The sequence below is a fragment of the Parabacteroides sp. 20_3 genome, from assembly GCF_964238835.1.
In the GTDB taxonomy this organism is placed as follows: Bacteria; Bacteroidota; Bacteroidia; order Bacteroidales; family Tannerellaceae; genus Parabacteroides; species Parabacteroides distasonis.
In genome coordinates, this window is the sequence record NZ_CAXSNO010000008.1 from 287,340 (window position 1) to 304,438 (window position 17,099).

Below are 17,099 nucleotides of genomic sequence, written 5' to 3' on the forward strand. Positions count from 1 at the left end.
TTGTCATTCGCAAATATAAGTATTTATTGTTACGATGTAGTCGTAATTGCTATAAAAATAAGGATATTGTATTCATATTGATGTGTTGTTTAACATACTTCGTGCTTTCTCTTTCATTTCTTTAATAGCGGAACTTTCCACTTTGGGTTTCTTAGTTAATACGGAATCAATCGCCATTTTCAATTTTGCAGGTTGAAAATAAGATGGTTCCGTATAAAGATTCATTAACAGATAATACGGATAGATACGTTCCGGTAAAATATCAATGGCATGTAACAGGTGCTTTTCCGCTTGTCGGTATTCACCTAAACACTGCTCATTTTTAGCCATTACGTAATAAAGCATGGGATCGGAGCTTAATAAGACAGCTCTCTCCAGATATTCATTCGCTTTCTCATATTGTCCGGTTTTGCTAAGAGATTGAGCGGCCTCGAAAAGGAATTCCGGTTTATGCTTCAATAATGGATACAAAGGTTCATATACCTCCAAGGCCGCTTCGTAAGCTTTATTATTGTAAAACATTTGCGCCTTATTCCATTGTTGATAAGCCTTATAATGATCTTTTTGCATCCAGAACAAACCAATTCCAAGGATAGCGATTCCCATAAAAAATATCTGTTTGCCCCATCTATGGCCATTTGATTCGGCTTGGTTCTCACGGATCTCATCCTTGTCCGGTGTTACGCTCATCACCCCTAGGAATATCAATACTACCCAAAACTCCGGCAATTGTAATGGATAAGAAGAGAAGGCGAATATAGCCAGAGACATCAATCCCCCGCAACAAGCATACCTTTTGTTCTTTATTCCTTTATAAAATAGAAGCCCCAGCCAGCCTATAAATAGGGCTAATCCTACTAACCCCTGTTCTAATCCAATCTGCAAGTATTCATTAAATGCGTACTCCGGGCATCCGGCAACCAACTTTTCCTGTTCAGTCGCTTTTCCCGAAGCCATGTATTCCGCTTGTGTTTCAGCGTAAGCGGCAGGGAACCCACCTAGGCTGGTACCTGTAATCGGTTGTTTTTGTATCGCTTTCGTCGTGATCTTCCACATCAGAAACCTTCCGTCTGCCGAATCTTTCTTTAATGTATAGAGTGATGCGCTCCCGCCAAGAAGCAATATGCCGCCTAGGATACCGCCTATGATATACCACCTTTTGTGTTGTCTCAGTCTGGTCGCTGCCTGTTTCCTGTCAAGGCGGTACAGGGCATATACCCAGGCGCAAGAAACGACCACCGCTATCCATGCCGATCGGCTCATTCCCGCAGGAAGTACAACGATCGCTGTGCCTATACATCCCATGGACAGGTAATAGGGCATATTTCGTTTGGACTGTTCCAGCAAGATGCCAAGAGCCACCGGTAATGTGATCGCCAAATATCCGGAATAAGGCCCCGGATTGAAAAAAGAGCCGGTCAGCCGAAACAGGGAATGGTTCGAATAGGCCCATCCCTGTAATTGACGGAAGCCCCAGATGGCTTCTATAAGGCCTGTCGCGATAAAGAACATTGAAAAATATCCTATGAGCACCGGATATTCATGGAACACCTGCCGAAGCAGATACCACAAGACAACCATTTGTCCGATAAACAGGAGCTTTTCCGGCTCCGGGTGTATGGAGTAGGGATAAGAGAGGAGGATAAGCCCCAAGAGGGAAAGGGGGAGGATATCCACGTAAGTCCATGGGCACAGCCCCTTGCTTGGATTCAACCACAAACCTTGTAGGGACACGGCGGATAAGAACAGGGCGATTAGTTGAATCCAAAAGGTTTTCTCTGTCACCAAGTGTGTGGATAGCATTCCCAATCCTGCGAAAGGGGCGCTTAGCAAAAGTGTCCCGAGTAGGGTATATACGCCGAGTTTCAACAGCTCTTTCATGGTTAATATCTTTTTACCGTATCGTTTTCCACCAAAAAGATACGATCTTCCGCAGCCTTTTCCGGTCGCGAGATCATCGCTTTCAACAGGCTCCCTTTAGGTATCTTGCGAATGAGGATGCCACCGGGTATCGTGTCTGTCGGGAAATATCCGTTTTTAAAACACTGCTGTTCCTGTTCCCAATAAGCGAGTGTATACGGCACTTGCTGTTGATACGGGTTGTCCGAGGCGATAAAGATGGAATCGGTTCGGGCCGGATCGGGCTTAATTTTCGTGATGATCCCCGTATTGCTCACATGGAAAGGGGATGTGATGAAGCGTAGTGAGCCATAAGCCTCTTTGTCATATTCGGCGATGATAAACACATCATCGCCTACGATCTTCGGGAAGGTACAGCGGTTGCCGATCCGTTCGCTCATGGCGAAAGGCCTCCAGTTACCATGATTATAGGTACAGAGGTAAATAGGTGCTCTTTTTGATCTCACCGGGAGGTCGCAAGTCGTATGGATATCTGCGACAGGTGGTAGGTATTGCTCCGTGACAGCGGTCAATAACGGATTTTTTAAGAACGTACGGTATTCATCGGTCGACTCGGTCGTTACCGGATGTAAGGGGGCGAATCCGTATCTGTAAACCTTGGCCGGGGTCAAGAACGGCTTGGTTAGGTTGTAGATCAAGGAATCCGGGCCTTCGTACTCCGGAGCGAAAGGTAGGAATCGCCCATCCTCGTTTAAGAATGCGCACCAATAATGTTCCCCGTTCCTACGAGTCCAGATCGTATGTTCTGCTACAGTGGGAATACCGGCCGCACGCATCAGCTGGATACCATACAAGACTACCCCATCACAACGTCCAACCCCTGTCCGGTGGATCTCCTCTGCGGTTGGATAGTGGATGGGTATCTCCGTTTGATAGGTGACTCGGGTTCGTAGTATCTTTTGTAACCTCACGGCCGCATCGTACGTGTTATCAATATGCGAACTATCCAGCAAAGGGAGGTACGTCCGCATCAGCTCCTCACGTAAACCGGAGGGCTGTTCGTATAACCCCCGGTAGGGAAGTATATACCTGCAAAAATTCTCGAAACTTACCGATTTATTCCAGGGCTTGGGCCACGCCTGAAACGCCAGCTCGATATTACGGATTAGATAGTCCGAGGATAGGGTGGTGATGTCTGATACCCTCTCTCGCTTCTCATATCCGAAATGATAGACCATATTGCGTATCAAAAAGCGGGCGGCCTCTCTTTTTAATGAATCCCCTTCATAGTATTTGATGACATATTCCAACTCTTTCCTGTTATCGCCGGCTTGCGACAACGCATATTCCAACATACTTTCTTCTTGGCTTTTTGAGAAACCGCAAGAGTGCAGACAGATCCAAGCGCATACATATAAAATAAGCTTATTCATAATTTTTCAATTGTTTCGAATATTTTTCCAAAAACGTCCCTTTCTGTATTCCCCCGTGTAAGGGTCAACGGATTTCCACACTTTCCAAGCTACCCCTACGATAAATTCCTCCGGTATAAGTCCGAGATAACGGGAATCTCTAGAGTTTTCTGTCTTATCTCCGGCCACGAAGTAATAGTTGCTTTGGAACCGGTATTGTCTTACCTGTTTGTCTCCTATATAAACTTTACTATCTTTCCACGATAGGGAATCTTTTGATTCCCACTCGATCATTTGTTTGTATAGCTTATAATTTGTTTGATTCACGGTAATTCTATCCCCTTTTCGGGGGATATACAAAGGACCGAAATCATGAACATTCCAATTGAATGTAGAATCAAAAGGGAAACAACGGTAGACACCGTCCGGCATCCGATCCGCTTTTTGTCTGGATAGGTTCGCTTGACTTTCCACATTCCCCAAAGGCTCTTTTGTATGGTTGTTTCGGTAGAATCCCTGTTCGATCCGGATGGAGTCTCCCGGTAACCCGAGGCAGCGTTTGATATAATATTGCATGATGTGCATTTCGATCCGCTCCCATGAATAGGGATGCGGGTAGTTGAATACGAGAATATCATTCCGTTTGATTTGCCCGACTCCGGGTACTCTGTATATATCTACCCGCTTCCCTTTCATAGATGCGAAAATATTGAATAACCTAGGTCCGGCTATCCATTTGTTTACTAATACTTGATCTCCGGTTTGGAGTTGAGGCTCCATGGAATCGGAAGGGATTTTGAACGTGCTGAAACAGAAGATGAGGAGGAATGCGTATATGCAACCAATACCAAATACCCCATAAAATATAAGTGTCAGATATCGTAACATCTGATTTATATTTGTTTTGTATATACGTTTTTCTATTCCCATTCTTTTATGTTTATGCCTCATTTCCTAAATCCAAATTCTTTGGATATCAGTCATCAATAGTCGAACACTACGATATGATATTCCGGATCATCACTGATACCATAGATCTTCCGTTTTTGATTGTCTACAGCGATGGAGGAGACTCCTTGGTCTAATGTGTAATGGCATTCAAGGCTACCGTCCCATCCGATTACAAATAATTCTTTGCATAATATATTGTAATTAGGCTCTGTCACCATTTTTCCATTATAAAGAACAAATAAACTATTCCCCACGTTTACAGGACTATAAAAAGCGTCTCTATAAGTTTGCGGGCTCGCTTTACTTCCGATAATGTCTCCATCCCTAAATTCTTTGAAAACAGATGCGAAATGATCCGGTCCCCGTAATTGTTTTTCCAAGGTCCCGTTCACGTTATAGATGCAAATTAAATCAGTGAAGTAGTGAGTGATTGCAACCTTCTCTTTTCGGTTGGTGGTTAGGTCTGCCCGAAACGCATTGATTAATTCGGCAGGAGTATACTCCTGCTCAGTTTTAGGATAAGTACCGAAATCCATCGTTTTCTTACCTGTTTGATCAAAAAGGAATCCAGGACTCGTCTCTTGATAGGATACGCCTAAGAACCCGTTGCCCAAGCTTCGAATATTGCTCCATAGCGGTTTTGTATCTAGGGAGATACGGCTGGCGTATTCCGGTTCTTTTCCACTGGTAAATTCCGGGATAGAGTAAGTGAAAATCGTAGAGGTCATCATATCAAAAATGACTACGGAATCGTTCCGATTGACGAAACATGGTGTCATCATCTCTTTAGGCCCTTGTCCTACAGGAATACATTCTCCTTCCTTATGTGCCGTATTGAGGTTGAAGATGTGGAATTGTTTTTCCGCCCCTTGATTGCAAGTAACTAGGAAGGAGTCGAATAATTGGATTTGTGAAGGTCGTAAAATAAGACTGTCAAATTCAATAGTTTTTCCGGATAGTGATTTTCGGACTTTGAAATCACTTCTCTGGAAGGTTATGTTTTTGTCATCTTGTTTTTGATCATCGGTACAAGCGATGAATACTAATAGGATGAGTGAAAGATGTAAGATAATGTATTTCTTCATGATACTGATTTTTTAAGGAGGGCATGCCAAATTAAGGGATTGAACACATTTTCTTCTTGCTCAAGATACCTAGAGTCTATGAAATACAAATTAAAAATCAATGAGAAAACATCTGCATTCCATTGATTTACCGACTGTATTCCATTGTGATTTTTTTCGTTTTGGCACACCCTCCTTTGATTAAATTTTAGTTCCAACGTCCCGGTATGTAAGTGGATGTCCCATCGGAATATTTGATAATACATCCTCCCCCAGAGTAACTGCAATATCCGCTTCCACCTTCCCCACTAGCCAATGCCTCCACATTGTCAAGCGCTAAATCAGAGAGTTTAATCTCGTTTTCACTCTGGTTGATGTTCCATGCCGCAGCTACTGCTACGACTGCCATTACGGCTATTCCTAAAATCTTTTTTCTCATGATATTTCTTTTTTATAGTTTATGTTTTTGAGAATTTAATCTCTTGCTTACTATTCTTCTGCAAGATAAGGATATTCTCGAATTCCTCTTTCAATTTAATTTACTACTTTTGTGTCACCTCCTTTCTGCTTCATGAGTAAAAGTGGGGTGGGAGGCTTGCTTGTGATCGTTCCAATATATCCGGCAAGCTCTCCCTTCTCTTTTATTTATTGAGCCATCCCCCGAATGTTTAATTTTATCAGTTGATTCGTATTGCATTTCACGGAAATCGTCTCGTCAAAGACTCCTTTGTCTTTCGGTGTCATGATGACTCTTACTTGAAGGATCTCTCCCGGCTTGGCGGGATGTTTGTCGAAAGATGGGCGGGCACAGCCGCAGGTTGTAGCCGCGTCTAGTATGACTAACGGGTTGTTTCCTGTGTTTGTTAATCGGAAAACAGCTTCTTTGCTTTCTCCCATTTGGATAGTTCCTAGCTGTATGGATGCCTCTTCCACTTTCATGGTGGTCTGTATTTGTGAAGCGGGTTGTTTTCCGGTGATCTCTTTTAGGTATAGCTCCCGGATATTCGGGTTGTGGATAGGATTTCCTATCACTACGACCTTATTGTCCTTATCCAATAGAAAGGTTTGAAATCTCCCGTCGGCCGGGAAATGATTCAGTTCGTTCAGTCTGTCTGATTGATCCATGCAGATAGGTTTGTCGAAATTGTCTTTTTTCAATAGATACCGTATTTCTTTCTTGTCATCGGACTGGAAGAAAAAGAGGAAGGGAACCGTTCCTTGGGTAATGGAGTCGGTGTATTGAATCAGTTCTTTCCATCGGTGCAGTTGGAGTTTGCAACTGGTACATCCTATGGAATCCACGAAAACCAGCACCTTGTGGGGGGATTTTGGCAGGGTGAAGTCTACCGTATCGGTTGCAAACCGTGCAAAGACCATGTCTTTCGGAAATCGTATCTCTTTTCCTTGCCATTCGGATACTAAATGCTTGATCTCGTCTTTTTTCTTGTCTTGGCAAGCTAGAAGGAATAATAATAGTATGATTAGATTTAAGTATTTCATGATATTTTGTCGTTATATTTTAAATGAAAGAATCGGATCGTTGCTGTTTACATCCGTGGCAAGGATCGTCCCCGTATCCTCATCTACGTCGATACCATAAATGGCATGGTCGAGCACGTACTTCCGGACGGGGTTTCCTTTGAGGTCGAATACATAGATGTATCGCCCGCCATCCTCGATATCTTCCCCTCGTTGGTATGCCTGCTCGATATCTTTGAAACTACGGCCATGAAATACGGTATAAATGAAATGGTCTGTGATATGAACATCACTGAATCCCATGATACCCGTTGGAATTCCCTCCGATTGTGAGATTGCGAATTGAGGTTCTCCATTAGGTCCGTATCGTACGGTTTGTGTAGTATCTGTGAAGTTGTATATTTCTAATGCCTCTCCTAGTTGGGTTGCCATGACCAAGATGCCTTTTTGGGGATTATAGTCGAAGAAGCTTCGCCACGCTTGCGCCAATGCAGGGCGTGCGATGTCTTCATAATTATTTTCGGTCGGGATCTGATTAGCGGAGTGAATCCATTTCCCTTCTCGGTCTGTCCACTTTTGTCTATATTCACCGAGGTAGTCAGATACTAAAAAGCCCGATTCCATCGGGTAAAAGTCCAATGCCCTAACCAGCCGCTTGTCCATATCGATCGTTTCTACGGGGATGATGTTGTTCATATTTTGTTCAATCTTCCACCGGGTTGTTCGCATTTTGTTCGCATCGAGCGTCCAGATAGAATCCTTGGAGATAAACCGGAAGCAATCTGCCGATACCATTTCTTCGGGTCCCTCGCCTCGTTTGCCAAACGATGTCATATATTCCCATTCGGGGTAAGAGAAGGCATGGAAGAAATAATCTACGTTGTGCAAGTCCATGATAATAGCGATACCATCCTTGACCGCTACCCGGAAAGGATAGCGGAACAAGGCGGTATCTAGGTGGATAACCTGCGCATTTAATGCCTTTTCATCGGGAAAATCCTCGTAGCGGGGGAAGTGCCGTGAGGATTCCGAACAGGATACCAGACTACCTATTAATAGAACTATGTACACGTAGTAGTTCATGTGTTGTTTTAACGGTTGTATATATATTTGTAATATCCTCCATTACATGATAGAGAGCCAGCCATATAACAATCTTTGGATCCACTTTCACCGGAAGCTAGCGCTTCAATATTAGAGAAAGTAAGATCTGAGAAATTTTGTTTTCCTTCTTTCAAAAGAAAATACGAAGCACACAAGGCGCAAATGAAAATGATAGCGAAAGCTTTCTTGAAAGTAATTTGTTTCATGTCGTTTCTAATTTTTGTTACAAACGTACGGCTTGGTCTTTGGATAGCCAATCTTTTTAGGTGACTTTTAGCTGACAGTTGAAAAATAAGCCTTTTGTCTACCTATAGTCATCTTTCATCTTGCGAGTTGAATGAATTTATTCGTAGAAAGGGATGGAAAACGTATCTTTGCAGTTTCAACGAGGAATAATTATGGAGAAGCAAAATTGGAAATTTTATTGGAAGTGGAGTGTATTTGTTCTGATGACGATGATTTGCTTGTTGTCTTTTTATAAATCATACCAAAATGTAAAGTATGAATTACAAGAAGAGTCTCAAACGTTATTTCAGCAGGCAGTTCAAGATGATACAAATAGGCGGATAAAAGATTTAGGGGATGCTTTTTGTTTTTCCTATTCAGGCGCTAATCGATTGGAACGAGATAGCATTACAATCAAGACTGCCGATGCGATTATACATATGAGGAATAATAAGGAGGTGGCACGGAGGATGTCTTCACAGGAGAAGTCTGATTTTTGTCTCCAACATTGTTTGTCCATGGAGAATCCGATTCAAGTAACCTTACTGGATAGTGCTTTTCGTGCATCTTTGTATGAACATGCGATTTCGGCTCAGACCGTAACTTGTTATACCTTTATAGACAAGACGGAATGTAGCTCTTCAGATACTTCTTTTTATCAATCTTTCATACCATTAAAAGAAATTGTTTTTGGAGCGAATCGGGCGATCGTTTTGCGAGCGTTTGTTCAATTTCCTTTCCTTTATATAGTAGGTGAAGTGTTTTTGCGAAATATATTTTGGATTCTGGCAATGGTTATTCTCTGGGTTATCGCTATTGTCTTGACATGGAAAAGACCAAGGATAAATATCTTACCGCTACAAGAAGCACCTAAAGAGATGATACAAATAACAGAAGATATCTTGTTCGATGAAACACATGGCGTATTGCATTATCATAGGCATCGTATCGAATTGGCAAATCAACGGCTGAAACTGTTTTGTATTTTATTAGAACATAAAGGATATTTCATTGAGTCCGATCGGCTGAAAGAAGAAATCTGGCCGGATGGAAGTGTGTCCAAAGACGCTCTTACCGCTACGGCTAAAAGGCTTAAAGAGGATTTGTCTCCTATTCCGGGTTTGGTGATTGAGAGTGCTCGGGGGCATGGCTATGTGCTGAAGTGTGGTGGGTAGGTTTTACAAGGTGGGTTAGTGTATTTTTTTGAATGTTTATATTCTTCTCGACTTCGTCTTCTAAAAAACACGTACGTGAATTTTTAGAAACACGTACGACTTTTAGTAAAAACACGTACGAGTTTTTCGGAAAATATAATGATGTTTTTTACACGCTGATTATCAGTTATTTATAGATAAAATTAAAATTGCCTACTTGTTGTAATTAATTTAATATGGTTCTCATGGAATAATAAAGATTACCACCAAACTTGTTTGTCATTTTCATATGTGAATATGCGTTCTTCTTCCCCTTTGGTTAAGTCTTTTAACAACAAGAGAGTATTGTCTGGTACATTTGTATAGGTTAGCTTTGATTCAATAGCTCTTTGTTGGCCTAATGACATCCAATAGTTATATTCCCAATAGAATAGCTCATATAGATCACCTGCGTGGATGTTATTATCATCGTTTCTTGGCGTATAAATGATCTTATTGATAGATACCGGTTTGTTGAAGTCCAAGCCTACCCATGGATAATCAACCGTAGAAGGGGCTTCATAGTAAGTTAGGATATCTTTGTCAAATACTTTGGATTTATCCATTGGCATAGTATCGTAACGAACCGAGGCATTTGTTCCAATGATTGTGCCGGTTAATTCTTTTTCCTCCTTGTCTGAGTAGAAAGCGAGTTCGGCTAGATTACAACCCTTGTTTTTTGCTGATACATAGCGCCAATAGCGATATGTTTTTTGAGGTTTTATCTCGAAAGAATCTGCGGACAATAACCAATGAGAAATCGTATGTATTGTATCAGGATCGGAGAAATCCGGATTATTGGAAGCTTCAAAATGTCCTCCGGTGAGAGTTTTTGCATAATCGAAAATATGTTTTGCGAGATAGTATTTCCTAGATAATATAACTTTCTTTCGTTTACTGGTATCTGCATGTAGATATTTTATTCTACCTCGTGAATCAAGTATGAATGGATCTGTAATAGGATGAATACCTTGATTGTCATAATAAAGTGGGAGATAGGCAATATCTTTTCCTATTTCATTGAAGTAACAAACTTTTCCTTTTTGTGTACCGTAACATATAGGTACCCATTTCTGATTGTCGAAAACGGCTAGGTAGGCATGTTTATGGTTTCGTTTTTTTTGTGTTGGAATCATGATATCACAAGTTTTCATGTATTCGGAGGTAACATCTTTCATGAAAATATTCCGGAAGAGGTCGGGCACGACCTCTTCGGTTGTATTCAGCTTTACGAGATCTTGATTAATAGCGTATGTTCGCCTATACACTTTAGCCATCTTCTGGCTAGGTTTATGCAGTATATCCGGATCTGTTTTTGTCTCGCATCCTCCAAACGCTAGATTCTTTCCTGTATTATCTAAAAGTACATTCCAATAATGCCCCATCGAGCGGAAAGGCCATTGTGGTGTGAAATCTAGCATGACGGGAATTCCTATGCTTCTCATCATAGCTAACGCTATTAACGAGAATTGATTACAAGTGCCGAATGATATCATGCTCCTAGTGGAGGTTTTTGCTATGAACGGAATGGAATATACCGAGTTTTCAGGAACTAATTTCTTCTCTAAAAACTGATTGATATGCTTACAAGCCCAAAATGCTGAGTTTTGCATATCGGAAGAATAGCTGAAGTCGTTGAGTTCTGTTAATGTCGTAGAATCTATTTGTTGGTACATGCCAGTCCTCCAATCCTCCAGTACATCCATGGCTCCGATAGAGTAGGGCAATAGGTATTCACAGAAGTCATCAAAATTTAAATGTCGGCTCCAAGGGGCATCTTCCCATAGGTGGAAAGCCTGCTCGATATTTTGAATAAGAAAATCAGCTGTAATTATACGAATGTCTTCTTGTATCGGGAATGAGGTGTTCTCGTGGATTTTAGAGATTCTATCAATGCGATTGGCAAGATAAGGTGTATCATGATAACGCCCCTCTTTTTGTGTTTGAAGTATTATAGAGTCAATTTGTTTATTATATGTGTTGGTGATTTTCCCGCAATAAGAATAATGCCCGGGCATATTCTTAATAAGAAAGCAAGCTGCACGATATTTCAAGGAATCATTTTTGTAATGTTCCAATACCTGTTCTAATTCACGGCGGTTTTCGCCTGCTCTTTCAAGAGCGAATGAGAGTTGTCTGTCTTCTTTGAAATTGTGACAAGAGACTAAACTAGATATAAGTAGCGTGATCCAAAAGAGTTTCATTCGTTTTATTTGTTCTTTTTGCGAAGGACGGTGTTTTAATAGATTGCTCGTTTCATATCGTATTTAATTTTTCACAAACATAAGTTTATTCCTTTTCATGGCCAATTGTTTTAGCTGACTTTTAGCTGACAGACAAAAAATGAGGGTTTGTTGGCATAAAGTTATGTATTTGTATTGCTATCATTTCAACAGGTAGTCCAAGAGGATACAGATCGGCGTATCAAAGAACTTGGGGATGATTTTTGTTTTTCTTATACAGGGGGGGCACTTCAGATATTATCATTAGATAGTACTTTTCGTGCATCTTACCGTTACGGCTAAAAGGCTTAAAGAGGATTTGTCTCCTATTCCGGGTTTGGTGATAGAGAGTGCTCGGGGTAAAGGATATTCACTAAAGATCGTTTCGGGAGAGTAAATTCTCCATTTCAACGTTCATTTGATGGTTTATTTGTGTGATGAGCTTGCTATCGGCAGTAGTACTGACTTGGCTAAGTAATATATACTGTGTCGGGCAAGTCAGTATATATTACTTAGCCAAGTCAGTATTGCTCTTAGGATTGCCAATCTAAGGTCACCTATTTATATCGTGAGTTGAATGAATTTGTGCAAACAATGTTAATTATTTTTGTCCGGGTAAACCTCGTTCATCAATAGGATAGAACATGGTCAACCTATATAAAGGAAATTGCACATCGCATCGTGCAATTTTGTATGAAAATTGCACATCGCATCGTGCAATTTTGTATATTTGTCCTTTAAACATGAATCAATATGGAGACCTTATTTCGTTCCTTTAGAACTCAATTAGAGCATACTTCGACAGAAGTCGTGCGTTTTCTTCACGATCAGATCGCATGGGATAGCCGATTGGTTGCGATTTTAGGTGCTCGTGGTGTTGGGAAGACTACCCTATTGTTGCAGCATATCAAATTGTATGATCGTGAGGATGAGTCTTTGTATGTTACGGCAGATGATTTCTATTTTACCAAGTATCGGTTATTCGACATGGCTTATCAATTTTATAATCTGGGTGGGAAAAAACTTTATATTGACGAGATTCATAAATACAAGGATTGGTCTAGGGAGGTGAAGAATATATACGATCAAATTCCTGGTCTTCAAGTTATCTATACAGGTTCGTCTATTCTTGATCTGGAGAAAGGTGGTGCGGATTTAAGTCGCAGGAAGGTAGAGTATAGATTACCCGGACTTTCTTTTCGGGAATATTTGAATATATCGCAGGGGTGGCAGCTTCCATCGTATTCGTTGGAAGAGATTCTTGCTGGGAAGGTTGAGTTCCCTTATAAGGAAGCTCGTCCACTCAAATTATTTAATGATTATTTATCGACAGGTTATTATCCATTTTTTCAAGATACGGAATATCTCTTGCGTCTGCGTAGCGTGATTAACCAAATGGTGGAATCTGATATTCCGATTTTTGCGGATATGACGGTGGCTTCTGCCGTAAAGTTGAAGAAATTATTATATGTATTAGCTCAAAGTGTCCCTTTCAAACCAAATTATACGAAGTTGGCGAGAGATTTGGATATCAGCCGGAATGTGTTGCCCGACTACATGAGTTATTTGGAGAAGGCAGGTCTGGTTAATTTACTGCGAGAAAAAGCGCAGGGCTTGAAATTATTGGAGAAAGTAGAGAAGATATATCTGAATAATACGAATCTGGCTTATGCGTTGTCGGAGCAGGTACCGGATATCGGTTCCGTGCGTGAGACGGTTTTTCTATCTTGGATGCGAGTCGTATGCTTCGTTACTTCTTCTGCGATTTCAGACTTTGAGATAGATGGCCGAACCTTTGAGATTGGGGGAAAGAATAAGACGCGGCAACAGATCAAGCAAGCGGCGGATGGGTATGTGGTGAAAGATGACATAGAGTATGCTTTCCGCAATATGATTCCTTTATGGATGTTTGGCTTTATCTATTGAATATCTATTAGGAAATCCACTGGAATAAGGCTTGTCTGTGCTTGCTGTAATATGCTGATATACAGTATTTGTTTATCTCCGGTCGTATCGAGAAACTAGATCGAAACGAATAAAACTTAATATATCGTCGTTGAAATCGGGGTTCATGAAATGGCTGTTACATATGTAAAGGCCATCGGGTAAAACTAATAATTGTCTTGAATTGTACGTGTAATTAGGGAAAAGAGTCTCTCCTAGCTTGTTTAACTCTTTGTCAAGGATTATGATTGAAAAGGTCTTTCGTCCATATTCTATAAGTTCCATAGCTTTAACCCCTTTCTCGATCGTAGTGGATGGATAAGCGATCCGATAAAAAACCTCTCGGTAAGGATCGTATATCAAGTCTCCATACATCGCGTTTTGACAGAAATCGATCGCTTGGGCGGTTAGCTCGTCTGGCAATTGCACTTGGTCGATATACTCGCTTTTCACGGATACCTTGCGGATGGAGTCGTGTGCGATATTCGCCACATAGACAGATTCATCGTAAATGAAAGAATATACAAATCGCTGTCCATCAAAAGAACGGCTATAGCTACCCTCTAGCCCGTATCGTTTCAATTTGACCGAAGAGCCGGGATAGTCCGGATAAACAAAAGGTAATGCTCTGATCTCCTTCGTGTCGAGATTGATAGTAGCGGAGACATAATCTTTCTCTATCAAACGGTTGGGATCTGAATAGATATATAGATCCCTCCCCATCAGGGTGGCGGTTCTGAAACTTAGGAAACTACTGTTGTAAAGTCTTGTGCCATCATTTGCTTCCTCATAATTTATTTTTTCTAGTATTTGGCAATCCTTATTGATGCGTATGATCTCTGGTTCAAATAAGCTGGTGAGATATAGGCTGTCCCAATCCTGTATATAGCATCCTAATACACGGCCTACTCCATTAGAACCCTCGATCTCCGGTTCTATCTTGAACGCTAGTTCTTGACTATCCTTATCATAAAAATAGAATTTATTGCTACGGGACTGCATGGAGTAAGATTGTAACACAATATATTCCTTTCCCTTTTTGTCACGATAGTACGATAAGAAAGGGGTTACGTTTTTTGTCTTATCATCCAAGGTGAAAGCCAAGGTCTGATCGGATCTTACTAATTGATAAGACCTACTTTTCTCTGCTTGCTCACAAGAAGAGAGGATAAAGAGCAAGAGTGATAGGAATAAGAAAAATGGTTGTAGTTTCATTCGTTTATTGTATTATCTGTCACATATCTATCAAGGTCTTGCCACGATCATTACATAATCCCTCTCGAACACTTTAGGATCGTCTAAGAATTTGATCAGGTCTTTTTGGCGGGAGGAGCCTGTGCGTTTAACGGTCTCACGCATTTCGGTGACGGTACGAATCATATAAACACAGTCATCGGTTTGTCCGTCTGGCCAGAACGGAAGTCCATCATCTATATCATTGATAAATCCTCCGGAGCTTTTGGGTAAGGCGTATGTTTTCTTCTCTTTCTTGAGATAGACTACTCGATGGGTGATAACCGGTTTGTAATCGTCCAGCCATCCCAGCCAATTATAGATGGCGGGAGAACCTTTTTGAAAGACTCCCATAAATAGCCCATTCGGATTCTCCAAGAAAGAACGAAGACCGGTCGGTTTATCTTGATTGTCTTTATGAAGCGCATATAAAGGGGTGATCGAGTGGGAACTTGAAAGCTGGTATACCGTATCTCGATAAGGAATCAAGAAATTTATTCGGTCTTGATCCGTATTCCAATAAAAGGTTTGAAACCGGGTGATCGTATCCGGAGAGACGTTAATATCTTTGGCATCCGCAAGGATGAATTTGCAAAGCGTATCTCCTCGAAGGTTGAATGTCGTTATTCCTTTCGGGATTTTAGAGCCTTCCGCGTAATCACAAAGCATATATCCCGAGGAGGAGAAGCCTACTATTTGACTGGCATCCGCATTTATCGAATATTTGGTAGGCAGGTTTTCGGGGAATATATAATTCTGAATGGTCAGCATCGTATCTAATGTGGGTAATTCCCCGATACATGGCCTTATATCGTTGAATGTGGTCGAATCTTTTTTATTGTCTTGGTCGAGGCCGCTCAAGGCGCAGTACATACGGGTTGTTTTCTTGTCGTAAAATAGATTAAGGCCGTTCATCCCATGGTTCCATTTATAATCCAAGGCCTTAAATCCATATCGTTTGCTGGGAATGCCTTGCTTACGATAATAAATACGTGGGTTATTGAATGTGATGAAAGCGTCGCTATCCGGAATAGCGATCGCTTGTGTTACCGTGTAACGAGCGTCTCCAACATTATAATATTCCAGCTTAGAGGCTATTTGACTCAGTTTCAACATCGCCGGATGGCCCAGCGCCTTTTCTATATCAATGAGGGCCGGAGTCGTCGAACGATTATACTCCGCTTCATATTGGGGAGAGGTGGGTTGATTCCTTTGCTGACAACTATTTAGGAGTAAGGCAAGGAACAATAAACATGTCGCAAACTTGGTGATCATGGCTGGATACGTATTGTTTGTCGCAAACATATGTAAAATAATTGATTGTAACAAATGATTTTACGAATTTATCATAGATTTGCGATAGCCCCGTAGAATAGTATCTAGAAATGATGCCTGTATATGATTTTATGATTTAGCGTTCTTTTTCTTAAGCGGAAGCCTTGGGAAAAGCTTTCGAAAACGAACTAGGTGGCTTGTTACGTTACTTCCTGCGATAATGAGGGTAACGGCTAGGATGATCAGGATGATTCCGCAACACAATCGTAACGTTAATGATTCACCGAAGACAGTCACTCCGAAGAATACGGCGGTCAACGGTTCCAAGGCTCCGAGGATCGCCGTCGGGGTGGAGCCGATATATTGGACCGCCAGTGTCGTGCAAAGGAAAGAGATAGCGGTTGGGAATATGGCTAGAGCGATCAGGTTACCCCATAAATACCAATCATGGACAATGTGAAGGCTCCTGCCGAAATCTATACGGACTAAAAACAAGGTCATTCCGAAAAGCAAGACATAGAACGTAAGTTTCAACGTAGCGATATTCTTTAATAGCGGACGATTCGCGCCTACGATATAAATAGCATAGGAAAGAGCGGAAGCCATGACCAACAGGACACCGGTTAAACTAAGAGTCGTTCCGTCGCCACTTTTATAAAGTAAGCCGATACCGCCTAATGCCAGCAAGATACAAAAGATGGTTTGTAACGTTAATTTCTCCTTGAAGACAAACGCCATGATCAGCGCCACTAAGATCGGATAGACAAACAGCAAAGTCGAGGCGATGCCTGCTTCCATATAATTATAGCTTTGGAATAACGCTAGGGAAGAGAAGGAAACCAACAGCCCCATGAGGATTAAAGGAACGATCTCGTTGGGTTTCAACTTAAAGTTCCGCCCTCTCGCTTTGATCATGATACCCAATACCGGGATCGCGAATAAATATCTGAAAAACAGGACTGAATCCGGATTCATACCGGCTTTATACAAGGGTAGGGCGAACAAGGGGTTCATTCCATAAGTCGCGGCGGCGATAGCCCCTAGAACATATCCTTTTGCTTTTGCATTCATGATTAAAAATATTAGCGCGCAAAAGTAGTATATTCATGATAAATATTATATATTTGTAGATTATCA

14 protein-coding genes are annotated in these 17,099 nt (G+C 41.3%); 2 read left to right on the forward strand and 12 right to left on the reverse strand.

Annotated features, from left to right (window positions below):
* Positions 1 to 72: 72 nt before the first annotated feature.
* The 8 genes from ACESPU_RS17075 to ACESPU_RS17110 all read right to left on the reverse strand — a co-directional run bounded on the left by ACESPU_RS17075 (position 73) and on the right by ACESPU_RS17110 (position 8,076).
* On the reverse strand, positions 73 to 1,881 hold the full coding sequence (locus ACESPU_RS17075) for an O-antigen ligase family protein (protein WP_009016859.1): 1,809 nt from the start codon (positions 1,879 to 1,881) through the stop codon (positions 73 to 75).
* Between the two features lie 2 nt (positions 1,882 to 1,883).
* Entirely contained in the window at positions 1,884 to 3,293 is a 1,410-nt protein-coding gene (locus tag ACESPU_RS17080) for a transglutaminase domain-containing protein (RefSeq protein ID WP_044545980.1), read from the reverse strand.
* 6 nt (positions 3,294 to 3,299) lie between these two features.
* A complete protein-coding gene (lepB, locus tag ACESPU_RS17085; protein WP_057319078.1) occupies positions 3,300 to 4,160 on the reverse strand; it encodes a signal peptidase I in 861 nt (286 codons plus the stop codon).
* A 95-nt stretch (positions 4,161 to 4,255) separates the two neighbouring features.
* Positions 4,256 to 5,308, reverse strand: coding sequence for a BF3164 family lipoprotein (locus ACESPU_RS17090; RefSeq protein WP_005859567.1), 1,053 nt, complete (start codon positions 5,306 to 5,308; stop codon positions 4,256 to 4,258).
* 187 nt (positions 5,309 to 5,495) lie between these two features.
* Positions 5,496 to 5,726: an NVEALA domain-containing protein gene (locus ACESPU_RS17095; RefSeq protein ID WP_005859565.1), complete on the reverse strand. Its 231-nt coding sequence runs from the start codon at positions 5,724 to 5,726 to the stop codon at positions 5,496 to 5,498.
* Positions 5,727 to 5,932: 206 nt separating this feature from the next.
* On the reverse strand, positions 5,933 to 6,787 hold the full coding sequence (locus ACESPU_RS17100; RefSeq protein WP_158532451.1) for a DUF1573 domain-containing protein: 855 nt from the start codon (positions 6,785 to 6,787) through the stop codon (positions 5,933 to 5,935).
* A gap of 12 nt (positions 6,788 to 6,799) precedes the next feature.
* Complete coding sequence (locus tag ACESPU_RS17105; protein WP_121960672.1) at positions 6,800 to 7,849, reverse strand: TolB-like 6-bladed beta-propeller domain-containing protein; 1,050 nt, start codon at positions 7,847 to 7,849, stop codon at positions 6,800 to 6,802.
* An 8-nt stretch (positions 7,850 to 7,857) separates the two neighbouring features.
* A complete protein-coding gene (locus ACESPU_RS17110) occupies positions 7,858 to 8,076 on the reverse strand; it encodes an NVEALA domain-containing protein (RefSeq protein WP_009275352.1) in 219 nt (72 codons plus the stop codon).
* Positions 8,077 to 8,268: 192 nt separating this feature from the next.
* Here ACESPU_RS17110 and ACESPU_RS17115 point away from each other — a divergent pair, with 192 nt between their 5' ends.
* Positions 8,269 to 9,270: a helix-turn-helix domain-containing protein gene (locus ACESPU_RS17115; protein ID WP_227154234.1), complete on the forward strand. Its 1,002-nt coding sequence runs from the start codon at positions 8,269 to 8,271 to the stop codon at positions 9,268 to 9,270.
* Between the two features lie 239 nt (positions 9,271 to 9,509).
* Here ACESPU_RS17115 and ACESPU_RS17120 read toward each other — a convergent pair whose 3' ends face one another.
* Positions 9,510 to 11,492, reverse strand: coding sequence for a discoidin domain-containing protein (locus tag ACESPU_RS17120; protein WP_373133551.1), 1,983 nt, complete (start codon positions 11,490 to 11,492; stop codon positions 9,510 to 9,512).
* Positions 11,493 to 12,263: 771 nt separating this feature from the next.
* Here ACESPU_RS17120 and ACESPU_RS17125 point away from each other — a divergent pair.
* A complete protein-coding gene (locus tag ACESPU_RS17125; protein WP_005859561.1) occupies positions 12,264 to 13,436 on the forward strand; it encodes an ATP-binding protein in 1,173 nt (390 codons plus the stop codon).
* Positions 13,437 to 13,508: 72 nt separating this feature from the next.
* On the opposite strand, the gene ACESPU_RS17130 is transcribed toward ACESPU_RS17125, so the two are convergent.
* From ACESPU_RS17130 to ACESPU_RS17140, 3 genes are all read right to left on the reverse strand, one after another.
* Entirely contained in the window at positions 13,509 to 14,669 is a 1,161-nt protein-coding gene (locus ACESPU_RS17130) for a DUF4221 domain-containing protein (RefSeq protein WP_122383019.1), read from the reverse strand.
* A gap of 30 nt (positions 14,670 to 14,699) precedes the next feature.
* Positions 14,700 to 15,962 (reverse strand): DUF4933 domain-containing protein, encoded by a 1,263-nt coding sequence (locus tag ACESPU_RS17135; RefSeq protein ID WP_129984461.1) that lies wholly within the window; start codon positions 15,960 to 15,962, stop codon positions 14,700 to 14,702.
* 129 nt (positions 15,963 to 16,091) lie between these two features.
* Positions 16,092 to 17,033, reverse strand: a complete 942-nt coding sequence (locus tag ACESPU_RS17140) for a DMT family transporter (protein WP_005859559.1) — start codon at positions 17,031 to 17,033, stop codon at positions 16,092 to 16,094.
* Positions 17,034 to 17,099: the final 66 nt, after the last annotated feature.

What these genes read in the sequence shown, in the direction of transcription:
- ACESPU_RS17115 (WP_227154234.1), top strand. Translation starts at nt 8,269, where the DNA reads ATGGAGAAGCAAAATTGGAAATTTTATTGGAAGTGGAGTGTATTTGTT.
- ACESPU_RS17130 (WP_122383019.1), bottom strand. Translation starts at nt 14,669, where the DNA reads ATGAAACTACAACCATTTTTCTTATTCCTATCACTCTTGCTCTTTATC.
- ACESPU_RS17075 (WP_009016859.1), bottom strand. Translation starts at nt 1,881, where the DNA reads ATGAAAGAGCTGTTGAAACTCGGCGTATATACCCTACTCGGGACACTT.
- ACESPU_RS17140 (WP_005859559.1), bottom strand. Translation starts at nt 17,033, where the DNA reads ATGAATGCAAAAGCAAAAGGATATGTTCTAGGGGCTATCGCCGCCGCG.
- ACESPU_RS17105 (WP_121960672.1), bottom strand. Translation starts at nt 7,849, where the DNA reads ATGAACTACTACGTGTACATAGTTCTATTAATAGGTAGTCTGGTATCC.
- ACESPU_RS17095 (WP_005859565.1), bottom strand. Translation starts at nt 5,726, where the DNA reads ATGAGAAAAAAGATTTTAGGAATAGCCGTAATGGCAGTCGTAGCAGTA.
- ACESPU_RS17120 (WP_373133551.1), bottom strand. Translation starts at nt 11,492, where the DNA reads ATGAAACTCTTTTGGATCACGCTACTTATATCTAGTTTAGTCTCTTGT.
- ACESPU_RS17100 (WP_158532451.1), bottom strand. Translation starts at nt 6,787, where the DNA reads ATGAAATACTTAAATCTAATCATACTATTATTATTCCTTCTAGCTTGC.
- ACESPU_RS17110 (WP_009275352.1), bottom strand. Translation starts at nt 8,076, where the DNA reads ATGAAACAAATTACTTTCAAGAAAGCTTTCGCTATCATTTTCATTTGC.
- ACESPU_RS17090 (WP_005859567.1), bottom strand. Translation starts at nt 5,308, where the DNA reads ATGAAGAAATACATTATCTTACATCTTTCACTCATCCTATTAGTATTC.
- lepB (WP_057319078.1), bottom strand. Translation starts at nt 4,160, where the DNA reads ATGTTACGATATCTGACACTTATATTTTATGGGGTATTTGGTATTGGT.
- ACESPU_RS17080 (WP_044545980.1), bottom strand. Translation starts at nt 3,293, where the DNA reads ATGAATAAGCTTATTTTATATGTATGCGCTTGGATCTGTCTGCACTCT.
- ACESPU_RS17135 (WP_129984461.1), bottom strand. Translation starts at nt 15,962, where the DNA reads ATGATCACCAAGTTTGCGACATGTTTATTGTTCCTTGCCTTACTCCTA.
- ACESPU_RS17125 (WP_005859561.1), top strand. Translation starts at nt 12,264, where the DNA reads ATGGAGACCTTATTTCGTTCCTTTAGAACTCAATTAGAGCATACTTCG.